This window comes from Aquimarina sp. AWH4_224, from assembly GCF_056160245.1.
In genome coordinates this window covers 329,936-348,485 of the sequence record NZ_JBSWWU010000006.1, presented here as the reverse complement: position 1 = coordinate 348,485, position 18,550 = coordinate 329,936, and the positions used below count along the sequence as shown (strand labels likewise).

Here is an 18,550-nt window from a genome sequence, read left to right as displayed (position 1 = left end):
TTTGATAGAATGTTGAAGTACTAGCTCACAATCTTCCGGTAGAAAGTTCGATATCAGTCCCGGTTTGAGTACAAAAGCCTCGTAAATGAAATATTTACGGGGCTTTTTTTGTTTCCTCGATTAAGAAGAGTTTTTTATTGTAACACGAATTTGCATAATCTGTGCAAATGTAAAAACCAACTTTCTTTTTTTCTCGTATATAATCATGCAACCATGGTAAAAATAGAATTTACCTGTTGTGGAAGGAGCTTTCTATAGAGTGTGAAATTATACTTATAATTTTGTTAATGCGATATCGTCGCATTAAAGGATTCTCTACATTTGGCCCCAAATTTAATAAACAAACCTTAAATGAGATTATAAATGAAATTACTCTTTTCATCCATTTTACTTTTATTCCTTAATCACTCGATTCAGGCTCAAATTCTAACGGGAAAGGTGGTAAATCAAAACCAACAACCTCTTAAAGAAGCTTATATATTAAACAAAGCCACAGACAAACATACACATCCCAATGTACATGGTAGTTTTAGCTTAAAAAATGTATCCATAGGAGATACCTTAATCTTTTCTTGTGTGGGATACCAAGGCGAAGAGGTGGTTATAGAAGATCCTAGTATTCCTTTGGAGATTGTGTTATACCCTGCAGCTATTAATTTGGACGAGGTGGTGATCACTCCAGAGGTAAATTCTCTTCAACTAATTAGTGATATTGATGTGCAAATAACTCCGGTTAACTCTTCCCAGGATATCTTACGAAAAGTTCCTGGTTTATTCATTGGACAACATGCAGGTGGAGGTAAAGCAGAACAAATCTTTTTACGTGGTTTTGATATTGATCACGGGACAGATATTAATCTTACCGTTGATGGGCTACCGGTAAATATGGTGTCTCATGCTCATGGGCAGGGATATGCCGACTTGCATTTTGTAATTCCTGAGATTATCGAAAATGTGGATTTTGGAAAAGGACCATATTATGAGGACAAAGGAAATTTTACTACTGCTGGATATGTAGATTTTAAAACCAAAGAAACCTTAGGTAATAGTACCATCAAATTAGAAGGAGGGCAATTTGATACCTATCGTCTTTTAGGAATGTTTAATGTATTGAATACTGCAAAACACAATGCCTATGTAGCTTCAGAATATCTATCTACAGACGGTTTTTTCGATAGTCCGCAAAACTTTGATAGAATTAATGTTTTTGGAAAGTACACAGGTTTTGTTAGCGAATATGATAAATTGGGCTTTACCATCTCTCACTTTACAAGCGAGTGGGATGCATCCGGGCAAATTCCGCAACGAGCAGTTGACAGTGGCTTAATTTCTCGATTTGGAGCCATTGATGACACAGAAGGAGGAAATACATCTCGTACCAATTTTTCTATGAATTACGATAAGATTTTGGATGAGAAATCTACCCTGAAAAGTAATGTGTATTGGAGTGCTTATGACTTTGAATTGTATTCCAATTTTACGTTTTTCTTAGAAGATCCTGTAAACGGAGACCAGATCAGACAAAAGGAAGATAGAAACATTTTTGGGTTGAATAGTGAATACCAAAGAACATTTTCTACAGATAAATTAGAAGGAACATGGCAAGCAGGAATTAGCTTAAGAAATGATCAGAGCAAGGACAATGAATTATCACGCACCTTAAATCGAACAGAAACCCTGGAGCAAATCCAGTTTGGAGATATCAATGAAACGAATGTTGCAGGCTATCTGGGGGCAAACATTAATTTGGATAAGTGGACGTTTAATCCTTCTGTGCGGGTTGATTATTTTGATTTTAAGTATAACGACAGGTTGTTAGATGCCTACCAAACTCAAGAAGAGACCAAGGCAATTGTAAGCCCGAGACTAAATGTATTTTACAATCCATCAAAGCGGTTACAACTTTACGCAAAGGCCGGAAAAGGATTTCACTCTAATGATACACGAGTGGTGGTTGCCCAGCAAGGAGAAACAATATTGCCATCTGCGTTGGGTACCGATGTAGGATTTGTTTGGAAACCTACTTCAAAAATGCTGTTGAATGTTGCATACTGGTATTTGTACTTAGAACAAGAGTTTGTTTATGTAGGAGATGCAGGTATTGTAGAACCTAGTGGAGAAACTGAACGCCAGGGAATAGAGCTTAGCTATCGATACCAGATTTTACCTTGGTTATTTTGGAATTTGGATACCAATTATACATATGCTCGATCCATCGAAGAGCCTTCAGGTCAAGATTATATCCCACTGGCACCAGACTTTACCTTGTCTAGTGGACTTAGTATTATTCACAAATCTGGATTGTTTAGCAATATTAATGTAAGACATATCAATGATCGCCCGGCAAATGAGGACAACTCTATTGTGGCAGAAGGTTACACCGTTACTGATCTAAGTGCAGGGTATCGTTGGGATAAACTCAGTTTAGGAATTCAAATACAAAACTTATTTGATGTTGAATGGAATGAAACTCAATTTGCTACTGAATCCCGTTTACAAAATGAAGCTCAATCTTTCGAAGAAATTCATTTTACTCCAGGGACACCATTCTTTTTTAAGGCAACATTAGAATATAATTTTTGAGAATAGGAGATACTGGGAAATTTGATCCTGTTTTTTATAAAATTGTCAATTTTACAACAAAAGCGGGGTATTTTTAAGCACTTTTTGCTTTTGACGCGTGCTTTTTGTTAATTTGCAATAAGGGAAATTTTGATTATTGGGATTAGCCAAAGATATTCCGTATTCAAAGTCCTTATATGCCCTGAGGTTTTCTCAGGGCTTTTTGGTTGTATATACTATCTTAATACTATAGATATAAGTTATCTATTTAACGATGAGTTCTTTAAACTTTACGGTGGGTTTGAGACTTATGATTTCTACCGGATGTTTATTGCTCAAATTTTTATTGATTTTAGACAACTCAACCTGATCTTTTAGTGTTCTTAAATCGGCTTTAGGATATTTTTTGATCAGTTTTCTTAGATATGCACTTACTGCGGGTTTGATCTCAGTGGCATTAAGATCTTCGATCGTTTTTTCTTCAATAGTTTCTTCAACAGTGCCTTTTACGATAAATCGATAGATGACATTTAAGTTTACTTCTTGTTGATCCGAAGATTGAGCGGTGGTTTCATACAGATAAAATAAGGTGTCTTTGATGACTATACCTGCTTCCTCTTCTGCAGACGAGGGAGTTGAGGTAGTTCCTTTTTCGTTTTTACCACAGGAAATAAAAGTCAATAAGATGAGTATGCTATAAAAAAATACATTTTTCATAGAAGCTTTGTATTTGGTTGGATCTATTACAAAAGTAATAAATAAGAAGGGTAAATGTCAATTCCTCAAAAAACGATGAAATGTGTTTTTTATCGAAAATCGCGGTTTAATTGCGCTTCATTTTCTTTTTTTATGGTTTCCAAAAGTACTTTAATACCTCTTAACCACATTTTCCATCGGAAAGTTCTAAAAGTCAATAGAATGAAAGAGGATTTGAGCATTGCCGAAATAAGATTAATCATACGAAACTTGATTACGTTCATTGTGGTTGAGGGTAAAGAGTACGTGAGCGATGAGCTTAAGAGGGAATATGTAAAAGGATATGTGCATCTACTAATCAAAATTGTGAATCAGATTGATGAAGAAGAGAAATCCTCACTGGTCGAAGATATCGCTAGTGATATCGCAACGTACTTAAATTAAGCTCAGTATTTGTTGGATGCCTTTATGTTTTGAAGAAAGCCTTTTTTGTCATTGATAAATTGGGCTTTCTTTTTTTATGTCATAATATCTTTTATATCTTAAGCGTTTAAAATCCAAATCCCCTAGACAAGTGAACAACGAACAAGAATATATCGAAAGGCTAAAAACCGAGAACAAGATTCTTCAGGACAAACTTGATAAGATTAATCAAGGAAAGCAAAAGAAGAAAAGATTTAGGCTATGGTTGCTCAAAAAATCAAGTACTCCGCTTTTTGGGAAACGTCTCAAGAAGAGCATTAGTAATGCAATAAATGAATATAAAGAGTATAAAACGGTATCTGTAGATACGGTTTCTGATGTTTCTTCTAGTGTGATCTGGAGGGTTACTCGTATAGGATTATTTGCGTTTATGGTAGGGGTGATTCCCGCAGCGGTTTTAATTTTTCAAACCAAACTGTTGGTCAATCAGAATACATTGATTACCAGCCAAAATAATTTGGTAGAGGCAGATAGAAGATCTTCTTTGGTTTTTGTAATGGGAGACGTATTGGCTGATCTGAATGAGGAGTTAAAATATAAGGGATCTGGGGGGCGTAATATTAGCAAAACTCTAGAAGCTCGCATTATTGGCCTTTGTATGGCCATGAAGCCTTATCAATTTATTGAAGATGGCGAACTGATCAAAACACCGGTTAGTCCAGAAAGAGGTCAATTACTGTTTAGTATTTTAAAAAGTGACTTGGGGGCAGAATCCTCTCAGGATATCCTAAACTCTGCAGATTTTGATTATACCTATCTTAAAAAAGTAAACTTAGGTTCTGGTTCTAATCTGAAATATGCACGATTAAACTATGCTAATTTTTCAGAAGCACAAATGCCTGCTTCTAATCTCGAAAGAGCAGAACTTAGGGAAGCAGAGATGAGTAAAATCAATCTTTCGGATGCGAATCTAAAAAGGTCAAAACTACATCAGGCAAACCTTAAAAGAGCGGAACTCTTAAGTGCTGATCTTACCCATGCCAATTTGTACGGAGCAGACCTTACAGGAGCAGATCTTTCTGAAGCTACATTGTGGGGGGCTAAATTTGATAAAGCCAAGCTAACTGATGCCATTTTGGATAATGCCATTGTAGATCGTCAGGATTGGATTGATTATATCGATGATACCTGGGATGTAGAAGGTGCTGGCGATATCGCTAGCAGATACCGAGTAAAAAAACAAGGGAAACAACAATTTGTTCTTGTTCCTAAAAAATAAGTCGGTGTACTTTGGCTACCAGCCAATTACCCGCGGGGAAATACAATGCAAAAAATAATGCCATTCCCAAACTGAAGTTTTGTGGGTTAAACAGTTGATCCAATATGTTGTTTGGATAGACATAAGAGGTTTGTAGCCAATATCCTAAAAACTCCAAAATACCCATGGCAACCAATCCGTATGCATATTGATTAAAAAAACTGTATTCTTTTAGCAGTATAGAAATAGGGACCATATATAAAATATAACAAGTAATGACTTGCCACCAATACGAAAATCGGGCAATTTCCATTTCTGCACCAAACTGATTCATGCCTAATCCCCAACCGAAATAGATCACGATATAAGTGAGTAAAAGTGTTTTAGGGGTGCTTTTCAGAGTTTGTAATTGAGTTGCTAAAAATTGTTTCATGTTTATGAGGGTAGATCAAAGGTTGCGATCATTCTGAAAAAAGGTTTTTTCTGTACGGTATACTTTTGTACGTTTCCTTGTCGAATGATCATTTCAAGTTCTTTTATGGTAAATGCTCTTTGAATAGCTACTAAACCATCTTTTTTTGCCATTTCTGAAATGGGGAGAAGACGGCTAGCAATTTTAAAGAGAAAATAAGCTGTAGGACTTCGATACAACTCGCTAAAAATAATATGTTTTACGTTTTTTGACTGGATTTTTTTTAAAAAATCTGCAAGTTTTTGATTGTCAAAATGATATATAAAATGACTGCTAATTAAGATATCACATTCTGGAATTTCAAATGTAGGAGAGAGGATGTCAGCAACCAAAAATTGTATTGAATTTTGGTGAGGGGTATTTTTTTTAGCAAACTCAATACTTTTAGGGTTCCCATCAATTCCAGTATATGATGCGTTAATATTCTTTTGCTGTAGTTGTTTGGAAAGATAACGCAGACTGTCTCCGCCGCCGCATCCCAAATCCACTATATGAATATTTCCCTTATACTTCTTGTTTCTACAATGCTTCAATACGGATCGGGTTAGCTGCCGATGATTTCCAAAAATTGAATTGATAGTTCCTAAGCTAGATAAGGTGTCTTCAAGGACTTTACCGGAAAGGGATAGGTTATCTAATTGTTCAGGAATGTTTAGTCTAACTTTTGGATTCACAATAGGTATTTAACTTAGTATTTTAGAATTGGTCTAAATAATAGTGGTAACTTTACAGAAAACAAAATTGTATGAAGGATATTAGTGAACTTATCAAAAACAGGAGGTCCGTTTTTCCTGCGCAATATAATAATATTCCAGTTTCAGACAAGTTAGTCAATGAACTTTTAGAAAATGCGAACTGGGCTCCTACACATCGATTAACAGAGCCTTGGCGGTTTAAAGTGTTGAGGGGAGAGGCCAAAGATCGATTAGGTAAATTTTTGTCGGATACCTACACCGATATTACCCCGGATATTGATTTTTCACCTTTTAAGCACAAAAAAATTATCAATAATTGCAAATCTGCCAATGTAATTATAGCGATATGTATGCAAAGAGATTTGAAAGAAAGAGTTCCAGAGTGGGAAGAGGTAGCTTCAACGGCGATGGCAGTACAAAATATGTGGCTTACCTGTGCGGCTCATGATGTGGGATGTTATTGGAGTAGCCCAAAGTTGATTGATTATATGGGAGAGTTTTTTGACTTTGAAGAAGGGGAACGTTGTCTAGGGTTGTTTTATGTTGGCAATTATGACAAACAAGAACCTTTAGAATCCAAAAGAGAGCCTATAGCAAACAAAATCCAATGGTTGGATTGAGAAAATAAAAAAGCCATCTCAATCGAGATGGCTTTCTTTTTAATCTTATAAAAGTAATTACTGTTTTAAGGCATCCTTTACAGCATCTGATGCTTTTTCGGTACCTTCTTTTACAGCGTCAGTTGCAGCATCTTTTGCAGCATCTACTGCCTCACCAGCAGCATCTTTTGCAGCGTCTACAGCTTCACCAGCAGCATCTTTTGCAGCATCCACAGCTTCATCAGCAGCATCTTTTGCAGCTTCAACAGCTTCACCAGCAGCCTCAGTTGCGGCCTCAGCAGCTTCAGTAGCCTCAGCTGCAGCTTCAGTTGCAGCTTCTTCTGCTTTATTAGCAGTTTCTCTACAAGATGTTACCGATACAGCGAACATTAGAGCCAAAGCTCCTAGAAAAAAATTTTTCATAATAAATAGATATAGTTAATTGGTTACTTAACGTCAAACATAGTGTTTTATTTCGTTTTTTTGAAAATATTGGTGGGGAAAAAATCCACACTTTATGATTAAAACTGCCTGTTTTTTGAGGTGTTTTCACAGGTAAACTGAGGTAAATAGAGCCGAAAAGAAGGTTATTGAGGTTTTTTTTCAGTTAAGTATTTCCAATACCTTTTGGGTAAGTGTTGAAGATGAAGTTTGGTGTTTTTTCTGGATTTGATATTTACATTTTTATAATAAGTATCCCATAACTGTTGGAATTCACTTTCTTTATCATCGTAGTTGTCTGATATTTTTTTGAGAATATGCTCTTCTTCATGCTCAAAAGTGACAGTGTCGACCGAAATTAAATCATAAAAGATTCCATACTTGCGTTTCATATCAAAAATTAACCACTTTTGATCTGCGTATCGATCTTGGAAATGGTTGATGATCAATGGCAACACATTAAAGTCAGGTTCTACCGTTGAAACATAGATTTGATCGGTAGTCAATTGAAATCTTACAAAAGCCTCCATCCTGTGTTTTTCCCGATCAACCATCCGCGCTACTTGGCTAATTTTGAGAATATCTTTATTACTGAAATCGATGTCTTTAGAGGGATCATTTTTAAAGGTGTATTGCATATATCTTAGTATGGTGTTCTCTACGCCTTTAATTTCACTTAGGAAAACCTTGAAAACATCTTTTTGCTCTTTAGAGGTTGTTTTTTTGCAAAATGCTTTCCATACTCTTTTTGCTCTTTGTTCGTTGGTAAATATGGTTTCGGTGGTGGCAAAAAAATCAGCAGTATTTTGAAATTCTTTTTGAATAACGGGAGCTGAAATTTTTTGTTCGTAAACAGCAAATACACAACTTAAGAACCCATCAAAACTTCCGTCGTATTGTAAATTTGTAGTTGGATTCATAAGCGCCGATCTTTTTTAGGAAAATAGACTTAGTTGCCCATCAAAGTACTTCTTATACTTTGTACTGCTATTTTTTAGTATTTTTTGTTTTAAAGTTTCAGACGAGTATTCTTTGGTGTAGAAGTCTTTTGAATCACAAACGATAAAGTATTGTGCCCGATTAAGTGCAATACCAATAGCTTTGAGGTGTGACCAATTAAGTCGTCTAAACTTTCTTGCCTGAATAATTTTTGAAACCGAAGTCATCCCAATTCCTGGTACTCTTGCCAACATCCGTTTATCGGCGGTGTTGATATCAATAGGGAAGTGCTCAAGATTTCTCAGAGCCCAGCTTAATTTGGGATCGATATCTAAATCTAGATTTTGATGTTGGGAGTTAACGATCTCTTGTACAGAAAATCCATAGAACCGCAGTAACCAATCAGTTTGGTATAATCTGTTTTCGCGAAGTATGGGCACCTGAGAACCTAAAGAAGGTAGTCTAGCGTCGGACAAAACAGGTACGTAACCAGAATAATATACGCGGCGCATGTTAAATTTTTTGTAGTAATACGCAGCAGATCTAATAATGTCCCAATCACTTTCTCCGGTGGCTCCTATGATCATTTGGGTACTTTGTCCGGCTGGAGCGTATCTGGGTGTGCTTCTAATGATTTTTCGTTCAGATTGGTATTTGGTAATTTCAGTACTTACCTTATTCATAGGTTTGATAAAATCTTCATGTTTCTTTTCCGGAGCTAGCAATTTTAATCCAGAAATAGTGGGGATTTCAATGTTAACGCTCAATCTATCGGCATACAAACCAGCTTCGCGCATTAGCTCATCACTGGTTCCTGGAATGGATTTGAGGTGAATGTATCCATTGAAATTTTCTTCTAATCGTAGTTTTTTAGCAACTCGAATGAGGCGTTCCATGGTATAGTCGGCATTTTTGAAAATCCCAGAACTTAAAAATAACCCTTCTATATAATTGCGTCGGTAAAAATTAATAGTAAGATCTACTACTTCCTGGATTTTGAAAGCCGCTCTTTTAATGTCATTACTTCTTCGAGTTACACAATATGCGCAGTCATAGATACAATGATTGGTCATTAATATTTTTAATAGCGATACACAGCGACCATCTTCGGTATAGCTATGGCAAATACCCATGCCCGTATTGTTTCCTAAGCCTTTGTTGGTGTTCGCTCTTTTGCCACCACTACTAGCGCACGAAACATCATATTTTGCTGCGTCTGCCAGAATGGAAAGTTTTTCTTTTATGCGATCAAACGACATAAGGCGTGTTCGAAGATTTTATTTGTTGCCTGATTGTTCGTAAGATCTCATCCATATCTACCAATACCTGGTGATCAGTAAAACGTAATACGGTAATTCCTAAGGAAGAAATAAATAACTTTTTTGGTGCGTCTAGATTGTAAACATCTGTAAACTCATGAGCATAGCCATCTATCTCTATGGCAATACGAAGCTTAGGACAGAAAAAGTCGAAATGATATCTCCCTATGGTTTGGGATTGTAAAAAGTGATATCCCTTTTCATTCAATTTTTTTTCTAAACTATGAATTACTTCAAGTTTGTTGTTCAGTGAATGCTTAATGATTTTTTCAGGGACTTTTTGATGTAAAGCGATGGTCTGTGTTGACATGGTTGGTATGTTTAGTAGTAATTTTTCCAAATTTATGGAAAAATTCCATATAATTTAAAATTTATTTATGTTAAAATTGGAATTATTCCAAAATCTCGTATATTTGTTACTAGTTATCCCAAACTCCTAGGTGTATTTATGAGATAAAAATTAAAATCCTGATTTTATGGATAAAATGACTGACCAAACCGTTAAGCGATTTAAACAAATTCGCGAAGAGAATCATTATACCCAATCAGATTTTGCCAAAGTCTTGGATATCAAAAACTCCACGGCAGATATCGAAAGAGGCAAAACAAAAATTTCTGGTAAAGTAGTTGCCAAATTGCTACAGGAATTTAGCATCAATCCGTTGTGGTTATTTGGGGAAAGTAATCAAAAGAAAATAGCACTAGAGCATGGGGACGTGTCTCCAAAAGTGGTTACTGTAGATCCACAGAACAATGAAAATATCGTGCTCGTTAATGTAAAAGCAGCAGCAGGATATCCGCATAATGTTCAGGATTTAGACTGGTATCAACAATTGCCGGCTTTTGATATTCCTTTACCAGAGTATAGAAATGCTACATACAGAGGTTTTCAGGTAGAGGGAGATAGTATGATGCCTGTTTTGGAACCAAAAGAATGGGTGATAGGAAAGGCAATCAACAATCTTTCAGAAATAGGAAGTAATGTGATATGTGTGATTGTTCTGGAAGATAGTGTTGTTGTAAAAAAGATTCGAAAGAATGAGGATGCTTCGACCATTACTTTGGTTTCTTTGAATCCAGAATATTTACCCTATACCATTCAGGCACATCAGATCGTAGAGCTGTGGGAAGTAAATAGCAAGTTGAGTTTTAATGTAGATGCCAATTCTGATAATGCTAGCATTAAACAACTACAAGAAGCTATGCAGGTATTAACTTCGGAAGTAAGAAGCTTAAAAAATTAATGGATTAGACCAATTTTTTTGGCATGGTCAAGAGCCTCATCAGAGGTTCGAACCAACAAAACAGGGCAGGATGTAAAAGTGCTCATCATTTTTTGAATGCGCTTTTCTTTTCTTCTGTGATTTACACTTCGCAAATAAATTGCCAGAATTCTACCAGGAAAATCTTCTGCCATTTTTCGATAGATATAGGCGTCCTTTTCCCCACAATCACCTATCAAAACGAATTTCATTTTTGGATAAGTTTGCAGTAGATTTAGAATTTCTGATTTTTTATGCGGAATTTTTGGTTTTGGTGTCTTATCAAAAGGAGTTCTAAAATCTCGAAGTAGGATAGGGCCTTTTGGAAAATTGTTTTTTTTGAAAAATGCACTTAAGTAATCATACAAATTCCAAGGACTGTTACTTACATAGAAAAACGGATTCTCTGGAGAGGTATTGGTGCCTTCTTGTAGCTTATTGTAGAACTTTACTGTTCCTTCTATCGCTTGTCTTTTATCAAAATTTTTGAAGATGGTATTAGCAATGACTCTCCATTTAAAAAAGGAAGCTACTCCAGTATGGATAATAGTGTCGTCAATATCGCTGATAATGCCAAATTCTGCTTTGGTCGAAGGGATAAGCATTTGACTCGAGAATTCATTATTATCAATAATTTCCTTTCTGATTTCATCACCTTTGTAAGATACCTTGTAGGGAAACCAACCGTTTTGATCTAGATGATCTTTACAAGAAGAGGTGTTTATTGTAAAATTGTAATATCCTTCATGATCTGTTTTTGTCTCAAAGACGCTACCATCAGGTAGTGTAATAATTATGGATACGTTTCTGACTTCATCGCTTTCAAATTGACGATAAATGTTTCGCAAGGTTTTTGAAATCCGTTGATTCGTGCTAAAATCTATATTCTCGTCTTCTAGAGCTCTTCCGGTGGCACGGAATAGAGTGTTCGTGCCATACCCAAGATAAGTATTAATCCGTAAAGCTTTTTTCTTAAACATCTAGAAAACGATAGATTTTAGTATAAAAATAAACAACCCCGCCAAAAAGAGCGAGGTTGTACGTTATAATTTTAAGATTTTTTATTTTGAAGGAGATGCAATCGAAGTGATTTGAATCTCTTTTGCATCATTGTCTGTACTCTTTTCTGGTACAGATTCTATAACTTCAATAGTTTCTTTTGCTACTGCTGTTTCTTCTTCAGTATGTCCACCTAGTATAGGAGCTATTACCAGTCCTACCAAACATGTTAATTTGATTAAAATGTTCATTGATGGTCCAGAAGTATCTTTAAATGGATCCCCAACAGTATCTCCTGTTACCGCAGCTTTGTGCGCATCAGATCCTTTGTAAGTCATTTCACCATCGATTTCTACTCCAGCTTCAAAAGATTTTTTTGCATTGTCCCAAGCACCTCCAGCATTGTTTTGGAAAATCGCCCACATTACACCAGATACACAAACACCAGCCATATATCCACCAAGAGGCTCAGCTCCAAATAAAAGTCCGATAATGATTGGAGTAATGATGGTGATTAAACCAGGGAGAATCATTTCTCTTAATGCTGCTTTGGTAGATATATCTACACATTTTGCATATTCTGGGGTACCTGTCCCTTCCATGATCCCAGGAATTTCTTTAAACTGTCTACGAACCTCTTGTACCATTTCCATAGCAGCCTTACCTACTGATTTCATGGCTAAAGCAGAGAATACTACAGGAATCATTCCTCCAACAAATAGCATCGCCAAAACGTCTGCTTTGAAGATATTAATTCCGTCAATTCCCGTAAACGTTACATACGCTGCAAATAAGGCTAAAGCTGTCAATGCTGCAGAGGCAATTGCAAAACCTTTACCAACGGCTGCTGTTGTATTACCCACTGAATCTAAAATATCGGTACGCTCACGTACATGATCTTCTAATTCACTCATTTCTGCTACGCCTCCTGCGTTATCTGCAATAGGTCCAAATGCATCAATGGCCAACTGCATAGCCGTAGTAGCCATCATTGCAGAAGCAGCCAACGCCACACCGTAGAATCCAGCAAGCGCATAAGATCCAAAGATGGCAGCTGCAAATAAAATAACGGATAAGAATGTAGATTTCATTCCAACGGCAAGACCTGCAATAATATTTGTTGCAGCACCTGTTGAACTATTTTGTACGATATCAAGAACTGGTTTTTTACCTAAACTTGTATAGTATGCAGTCACTATCGAAATCAATGCCCCAACTGCAAGACCAATAAGTGTTGAATAGAACACATTCATGGATGATACTTCTTTCATTCCTTCTCCAAAGAAATTCATTTGCATGGTAGACGGAAGCATGTATTGAATTAGGAAATAACTAGCTACAACGGTAAGTACAATGGCCACCCAATTACCTAAATCTAGTGCTTTTTGAACTTGAGCCTCTTTGGCATCGTTATTTTTAACTCCAACCAAAAACGTTCCGATGATCGAAGCTAGAATACCAACTCCTGCAATAACCACTGGTAATAGGATAGGTCCCATATTTCCAAAGTTATCTGTGAACTGAGTAGTAGCCGACATATCCCGAATTACATAATTACCAAGAACCATTGCCGCCAGTACCGTAGCAACATAGGAACCAAATAGGTCGGCACCCATTCCTGCTACATCACCTACATTATCACCTACATTATCTGCAATAGTAGCTGGGTTTCTAGGGTCATCTTCAGGAATCCCTGCTTCGACTTTACCAACAAGATCAGCACCTACATCGGCAGCTTTAGTATAAATTCCACCTCCAACTCTTGCAAATAGCGCAATAGATTCTGCTCCCAAGGAGAATCCAGCTAATGCTTCAAGAACGATAGTCATGTTGGTATAGAAAGATCCTTCATTGTCCATGAATTGCGAAGTGAAGAAAAGGAAAAACAAACTTAATCCTAGAACTGCCAGTCCTGCTACTCCTAATCCCATAACCGTTCCGCCTCCAAAAGATACTTTCAATGCTTGCGGGAGACTAGTTTTTGCTGCTTCGGCAGTACGAGCGTTCGCTTCGGTAGCGATTCTCATTCCGATGTTTCCTGCAAGAGCAGAGAAAATAGCACCAAAAACAAAAGCCGGAACAATCATCCAGCTTGTAGTAGGTACTATCATCGAAATACCAAAAAGTGCAGCTGAAGCAATAACTACGAAAATTAATAATAATCTATATTCTGCAGCCAGGAAAGCCAGAGCTCCTTCTTTGATACTTTTTGAAATGCCCTGCATTTTTTCATTTCCGGGAGCCTGCTTTTTTACCCAAGCCATTTTAATAAACATAAAAAGTAACCCCAGAATAGCCAATGCGATTGGCACGAAGATCATGTTTGATTCCATAAATATATTTTAAGTTAATTAGTCGCTAAAAGTAGTAAAAATACCCTAAATACAAAAAGCTCAATATTAATTAGAAAATATTGAGCTTTTTTATATTTTTTTAATCAAAACTTAATGAATACTAAACAATCCTTCTGGTTTGTTTTCGATATCTTCAAAGCGCTTTACGCAAGCTTTGATGATTTCTCTGGCTTCATCGATATTACCCCATCCACCTACATCAACTTTCTTTTTTTCTAAATCCTTGTATACTTGGAAGAAATGTTCGATTTCGCTGATCAAATGCGGGTTCATTTCTTTTAAATCTGCCAGGCGATTTGCGATTGGATCGGCAACTGGTACACAGATGATTTTTTCGTCAGGTCCTTTTTCGTCTGTCATATGAAATACACCAATTGGTTTTACTTCCATTACACAACCAGGAAAAGTAGGTTCTGTAACCAAAACCAAAACATCTAGTGGGTCTCCATCTAGTGCCATTGTTTCTGGAATAAAACCATAATCCGCAGGATACATCATTGAAGAAAATATCATACGATCATAGCGTATTTTTTTTATATCAAAATCATATTCATATTTATTACGACTCCCTTTTGGAATTTCAATCAGTACGTCAAAGCTTTCTTTGGTAGCTGCGCTCATAATTTTTGTTTTCATTTAATGGGCGGCAAAGATAGGTATTACAAGGGGTTAGTTAAAATTTATCGCAAGAAATATTGAATAAATACGAAAATTTTAATATTAAGATAAACTATAACGTTTTCTAATGTCAGAAAATTCAAAAAAACATCCGATTAAAAAGTAAAAAAGAATTAGAAGTAAAACCCGAATGATCCTGTAACTCCAAATTTTCTAGCGTCTGGATTATCAAAATAGTTCCCTCTAAAATGGAAATCAATTCTGAAGATCTTGAAAATATTTCCTACACCAAAACTGTATTCCCAATAGACTTCATCATCTGGAGCAATCAAAATTTCGTTGGAAGGAGCACTTAATAATAGGTTCTCTTCAGATAGTTCTCCCCAAACACCTCTGATACCCACTAATTCTCTAAGGTTTAATTTTCTAAGTAAAGGGATTCTCGAGAATATTCTACCATTAAAATTATGTTCTAAGTGTAAAGAAGCATAGGTGTCCGTAACAAACTCATAAAAGTTGAGTAGGGGGAACGTATTGTAAATTGATAAATAAGTTTGGTTACCCGGAACTACACTCAATAGTCCAAGGGGAACTTCTCCATATGTTTTTCCAAGCTCGAGTGAGCTGTTTAAAACTCCAAAACCACCGATATTCCAAGGTTGTCTATAGAAAAACTGTACTTTTTGATAATCAAAATCACTCTCTAGTATTCCTTTAACTCCAACGCTGTAATTAAGAAAAAGTGTAGCAAAATCCCCATCGTTTACCGTGATTCTATCTACTCCATAACCCGTGGTCTTTCTTCCTGGGGTGTATGCGAGTTGCGTAGAGATTTCGGTCTGTTTGATTTCTGTGCGCAGTTCGTTAGTGTCTTCGTCGATAAAATCAAGACTAAATAAAGCACGATCCGCAGGTTTTAAAGTCCTAAACGAGCCTGTAACCCCAAAAGTGAAATTCTTTCGTGGTTCTATTTGCATAGAAAATGCAGAAAGGTTAATCGAGGTCAGTCTCGTATTATCACCCGTAGTTACAATCGATGAAGAAGCCAAACTTCGTCCTTCTACATCATTGGTGTTGGTAAGGCTAGCTCCAAGCTGTTCTACATCTCTTCGATTCCCAGCAGAGACAATTAACCTGGATTTACGATCTACCAGGTATTTTCCTGAAACACCATATTTAAATTTGTTATCTCTAAAACCGTAAGCTCCATATCCTTCGATACGCCATCGGTCATTGGGTGTAAAATAAGTACGCCCACCAGCACGAACTCTCCATCCTTCAATAGCATTAAATCCAACTGTGGAGAATAAAGGTCCAAAATCAAAACCATTAAATTCTACGTAGCCGGATGCCAGTATGGTACCTATATTATAAAGACGTTTAAAAGCTTTTACAGTTCTTAACGTATCAAGCAGCTTATAAACCTTTTTCTCATCTTTATTTAATTCTTCCATTCGAGCATTTTGCCAGAAAGAATCTTCTCGATTGTAAATATCCTGATCGTAAGGGTCTACTTGAGTTTTATAGAATTTTTTATTCTTTTTGATATCAAATTTATAGTTATCATAAAGGGTAGTTCTTTTTCCGTATACTCCTCTGGATTTTTCTTTTTTGCTAAATGCAAAATCAGATTGAAAATAATCTTTGGTAATCAAAAAGATGGAATCGTTAAGTACGTCAAACTCTTGTTCGATATATAAATCTTTTACCCAGTTGATATTAGCACTTTTGGTAACTTCGAGATTGATATCCTTAATGGCCCAAGTAGTATCGTTTACCCAAAAATCTCCTTGAAAAGTAAGTTCGTTTTTACGACGAGGATAATATACAATATTGTAACACCACTTATTGTCTATATATGCGCTGTCTGAAAGCACATAGTTGTATACATCGATTCCAGTTCGTGATAACGGACTGGTAAAACTTTTATCAAAAAACTTTAAATAATTATCGTAGACATCATAATCCGAATACAAGTCTTTTACAAAGGCGATTAGGGTTTGGTTATCACTAAAACCTGCATTTTTATTTCCTTTCAGAACTTCTTTGTAGTCATTGGAAGTGTTATCACCATAAACCTGAGATATGGCTTCATTTAAGAAAATCGGTAAATATGTTTTTCCTGTAATTCTTGAAGTATCAACATCATCGAATATAAACTCCATGCCGTTAAAAATACGACTGTTGATGAGGGCACTATCAATGGTATTCAAGTCAAATTCCAGTTTTTCATACTTGTCATATTGATATTGCTTGAATTTTTTTACCCCGTTACCTCTTCGATTTTTCCATATTTTTCTGAGGATATCGATAGCTGGGTTGTTCTTTTTAGAAGTTTTTCCTTTATAAATAACAACCTCGTCCAGAGCAGCGGCTTCTTCTGCCAGGGTGATTTCCATATTATAGGTCACCTTTTTGGTCAGCTTGATTGTTTTTGTTTCAAAACCAATAAACGAAATCTTGATGCTCGAGTGATTATCATCAGATTCCATATAAAACCTACCGTTCTCGTCGGTAATTGTACCCACGGTGGAGTTTACAAATACAATATTGGCAAAAGGAATTGGTTGTTTATTACTGTCGTATACTTGACCACCAACTTTAGTTTGCGAAAGAAGAAAGGAACAGCTAAATAGCGTTAATATTCCTCCTAAAATCAAATGTTTCATCCAAAGTTATTAAAATTAATACTTGTGATAGTTAGTGGATCACATCATCAATTTTCAGGCCACTTTTTGACGGTAGCTTGAAATTGATGAACGCAAAATAAGCGCTTTATTTTATTTATACATCACTTTTTTTACAGCTTTAACAACATCTTTGCTGTTAGGAAGCCATTCTTCTAATAATACAGGAGAGTATGGAGTAGGCGTGTCTGCTGTATTAATTTTGATAATAGGTGCGTCTAAGTAATCAAAAATGTTAGATTGCACCTGGTATGTTATTTCAGAAGCAATATTTGCCAGTGGCCATGCTTCTTCAAGAATAATTAAGCGATTTGTTTTTTTGACTGACGTAAAAATGGCGTCCAAATCCAAAGGACGAACCGTTCTTAAATCGATGATTTCACAAGAGATATTCTCTTTTGCTAATTCGTCTGCTGCTTTGTAAGCTTCTTTGATAATTTTACCAAAAGAAACGATAGTAACATCATTTCCTTCTCTTTTAAGCTCTGCGACTCCTAATGGGATGGTGTATTCTCCTTCAGGAACTTCACCTTTATCCCCATACATTTGCTCACTCTCCATAAAGATCACAGGATCATTATCTCTAATCGCAGATTTCAAAAGACCTTTAGCGTCTTTAGGATTTGATGGTACCACTACCTTTAAACCAGGAGTGTTTGCAAACCAGTTTTCAAAAGCTTGCGAGTGGGTAGCTCCCAATTGACCTGCAGAAGCGGTTGGTCCTCTAAACACTATTGGGATATTGAACTGACCACCACTCATCTGGCGCATCTTTGCTGCATTATTGATAATCTGATCAATACCTACCAACGAAAAGTTAAACGTCATAAACTCGATAATAGGTCGATTACCATTCATAGCACTACCTACACCGATACCAGCAAAACCTAATTCAGAGATTGGAGTGTCCAGAACGCGGTCTGGTCCAAATTCGTCAAGCATTCCTTTACTTGCTTTGTATGCTCCATTATATTCTGCTACTTCTTCTCCCATCAAATAAATAGATTCGTCTCTGCGCATCTCTTCACTCATGGCTTCACAAATTGCTTCTCTGAATTGTATCGTTTTCATAGATATATATGTTATTTTTGTGCTACACGAAAGGCAAAAGTAGCAATTAATACCCTTTAGTAAGACCTGAAAATTAAAAAATTTATTATGCATGCATAGTAAATTCGACTTTTTATTTGTACCTTCGCATTTATTATTAAATTCTCAAAAAATAC

The 18,550-nt window shown here is 36.2% G+C and carries 17 protein-coding genes; 5 read left to right on the top strand and 12 right to left on the bottom strand.

The genetic code is table 11. The features are described 5' to 3' along the window. Nucleotides 1-363 precede the first annotated feature (363 nt). Complete coding sequence (locus tag ACXAGJ_RS14130) at nt 364-2,583, top strand: TonB-dependent receptor (RefSeq protein ID WP_474840811.1); 2,220 nt, start codon at nt 364-366, stop codon at nt 2,581-2,583. Nucleotides 2,584-2,826: 243 nt separating this feature from the next. Here ACXAGJ_RS14130 and ACXAGJ_RS14125 read toward each other — a convergent pair whose 3' ends face one another. Continuing rightward, nucleotides 2,827-3,279, bottom strand: coding sequence for a hypothetical protein (locus ACXAGJ_RS14125; RefSeq protein ID WP_474840810.1), 453 nt, complete (start codon nt 3,277-3,279; stop codon nt 2,827-2,829). 201 nt (nt 3,280-3,480) lie between these two features. On the opposite strand from ACXAGJ_RS14125, the gene ACXAGJ_RS14120 reads away from it, so the two are divergent. Next, nucleotides 3,481-3,702, top strand: a complete 222-nt coding sequence (locus ACXAGJ_RS14120; RefSeq protein WP_474840809.1) for a hypothetical protein — start codon at nt 3,481-3,483, stop codon at nt 3,700-3,702. A 130-nt stretch (nt 3,703-3,832) separates the two neighbouring features. Then, nucleotides 3,833-4,960 carry a pentapeptide repeat-containing protein gene (locus tag ACXAGJ_RS14115; RefSeq protein ID WP_474840808.1) on the top strand — a complete coding sequence of 376 codons (1,128 nt, stop codon included), beginning with the start codon at nt 3,833-3,835 and terminating at the stop codon, nt 4,958-4,960. Here the strand turns inward: ACXAGJ_RS14115 and ACXAGJ_RS14110 are convergent. Both ACXAGJ_RS14110 and ACXAGJ_RS14105 read right to left on the bottom strand, forming a co-directional pair. After that, nucleotides 4,950-5,372 carry a hypothetical protein gene (locus ACXAGJ_RS14110; RefSeq protein ID WP_474840807.1) on the bottom strand — a complete coding sequence of 141 codons (423 nt, stop codon included), beginning with the start codon at nt 5,370-5,372 and terminating at the stop codon, nt 4,950-4,952. The two genes, ACXAGJ_RS14115 and ACXAGJ_RS14110, sit on opposite strands and share 11 nt — an antisense overlap. Nucleotides 5,373-5,374: 2 nt before the next feature. After that, nucleotides 5,375-6,085, bottom strand: coding sequence for a methyltransferase domain-containing protein (locus ACXAGJ_RS14105; RefSeq protein ID WP_474840806.1), 711 nt, complete (start codon nt 6,083-6,085; stop codon nt 5,375-5,377). A 71-nt stretch (nt 6,086-6,156) separates the two neighbouring features. Here ACXAGJ_RS14105 and ACXAGJ_RS14100 point away from each other — a divergent pair, with 71 nt between their 5' ends. After that, a complete protein-coding gene (locus tag ACXAGJ_RS14100) occupies nt 6,157-6,726 on the top strand; it encodes a nitroreductase family protein (RefSeq protein WP_474840805.1) in 570 nt (189 codons plus the stop codon). Nucleotides 6,727-6,783: 57 nt separating this feature from the next. Here ACXAGJ_RS14100 and ACXAGJ_RS14095 read toward each other — a convergent pair whose 3' ends face one another. The 4 genes from ACXAGJ_RS14095 to ACXAGJ_RS14080 form a co-directional block, all read right to left on the bottom strand. Next, entirely contained in the window at nt 6,784-7,128 is a 345-nt protein-coding gene (locus tag ACXAGJ_RS14095) for a hypothetical protein (RefSeq protein WP_474840804.1), read from the bottom strand. A gap of 164 nt (nt 7,129-7,292) precedes the next feature. Beyond that, entirely contained in the window at nt 7,293-8,066 is a 774-nt protein-coding gene (locus ACXAGJ_RS14090) for a TIGR03915 family putative DNA repair protein (protein ID WP_474840803.1), read from the bottom strand. A gap of 15 nt (nt 8,067-8,081) precedes the next feature. After that, nucleotides 8,082-9,344, bottom strand: coding sequence for a putative DNA modification/repair radical SAM protein (locus ACXAGJ_RS14085; protein ID WP_474840802.1), 1,263 nt, complete (start codon nt 9,342-9,344; stop codon nt 8,082-8,084). Then, a complete protein-coding gene (locus ACXAGJ_RS14080) occupies nt 9,334-9,714 on the bottom strand; it encodes an endonuclease domain-containing protein (protein ID WP_474840801.1) in 381 nt (126 codons plus the stop codon). Before ACXAGJ_RS14080 ends, ACXAGJ_RS14085 begins: the two co-directional genes overlap by 11 nt. A gap of 166 nt (nt 9,715-9,880) precedes the next feature. Between ACXAGJ_RS14080 and ACXAGJ_RS14075 the strand changes: the two genes are divergently transcribed. Next, nucleotides 9,881-10,648, top strand: coding sequence for a S24 family peptidase (locus ACXAGJ_RS14075; RefSeq protein WP_473285467.1), 768 nt, complete (start codon nt 9,881-9,883; stop codon nt 10,646-10,648). Here ACXAGJ_RS14075 and ACXAGJ_RS14070 read toward each other — a convergent pair. The 5 genes from ACXAGJ_RS14070 to ACXAGJ_RS14050 all read right to left on the bottom strand — a co-directional run bounded on the left by ACXAGJ_RS14070 (nt 10,645) and on the right by ACXAGJ_RS14050 (nt 18,395). Next, nucleotides 10,645-11,646 carry an App1 family protein gene (locus tag ACXAGJ_RS14070; protein ID WP_474840800.1) on the bottom strand — a complete coding sequence of 334 codons (1,002 nt, stop codon included), beginning with the start codon at nt 11,644-11,646 and terminating at the stop codon, nt 10,645-10,647. The genes ACXAGJ_RS14075 and ACXAGJ_RS14070 overlap by 4 nt on opposite strands. An 81-nt stretch (nt 11,647-11,727) precedes the next feature. Continuing rightward, nucleotides 11,728-13,998, bottom strand: a complete 2,271-nt coding sequence (locus ACXAGJ_RS14065) for a sodium-translocating pyrophosphatase (RefSeq protein ID WP_474840799.1) — start codon at nt 13,996-13,998, stop codon at nt 11,728-11,730. A gap of 111 nt (nt 13,999-14,109) precedes the next feature. Beyond that, the gene (locus ACXAGJ_RS14060) at nt 14,110-14,640 is read right to left on the bottom strand and encodes an inorganic diphosphatase (RefSeq protein ID WP_073315555.1); all 531 of its coding nucleotides are present in this window, start codon (nt 14,638-14,640) and stop codon (nt 14,110-14,112) included. A 170-nt stretch (nt 14,641-14,810) separates the two neighbouring features. Next, entirely contained in the window at nt 14,811-17,306 is a 2,496-nt protein-coding gene (locus tag ACXAGJ_RS14055) for a DUF5686 and carboxypeptidase-like regulatory domain-containing protein (RefSeq protein ID WP_474840798.1), read from the bottom strand. Nucleotides 17,307-17,417: 111 nt separating this feature from the next. Next, nucleotides 17,418-18,395, bottom strand: a complete 978-nt coding sequence (locus tag ACXAGJ_RS14050) for a pyruvate dehydrogenase complex E1 component subunit beta (RefSeq protein ID WP_073315553.1) — start codon at nt 18,393-18,395, stop codon at nt 17,418-17,420. Nucleotides 18,396-18,550 lie beyond the last annotated feature (155 nt).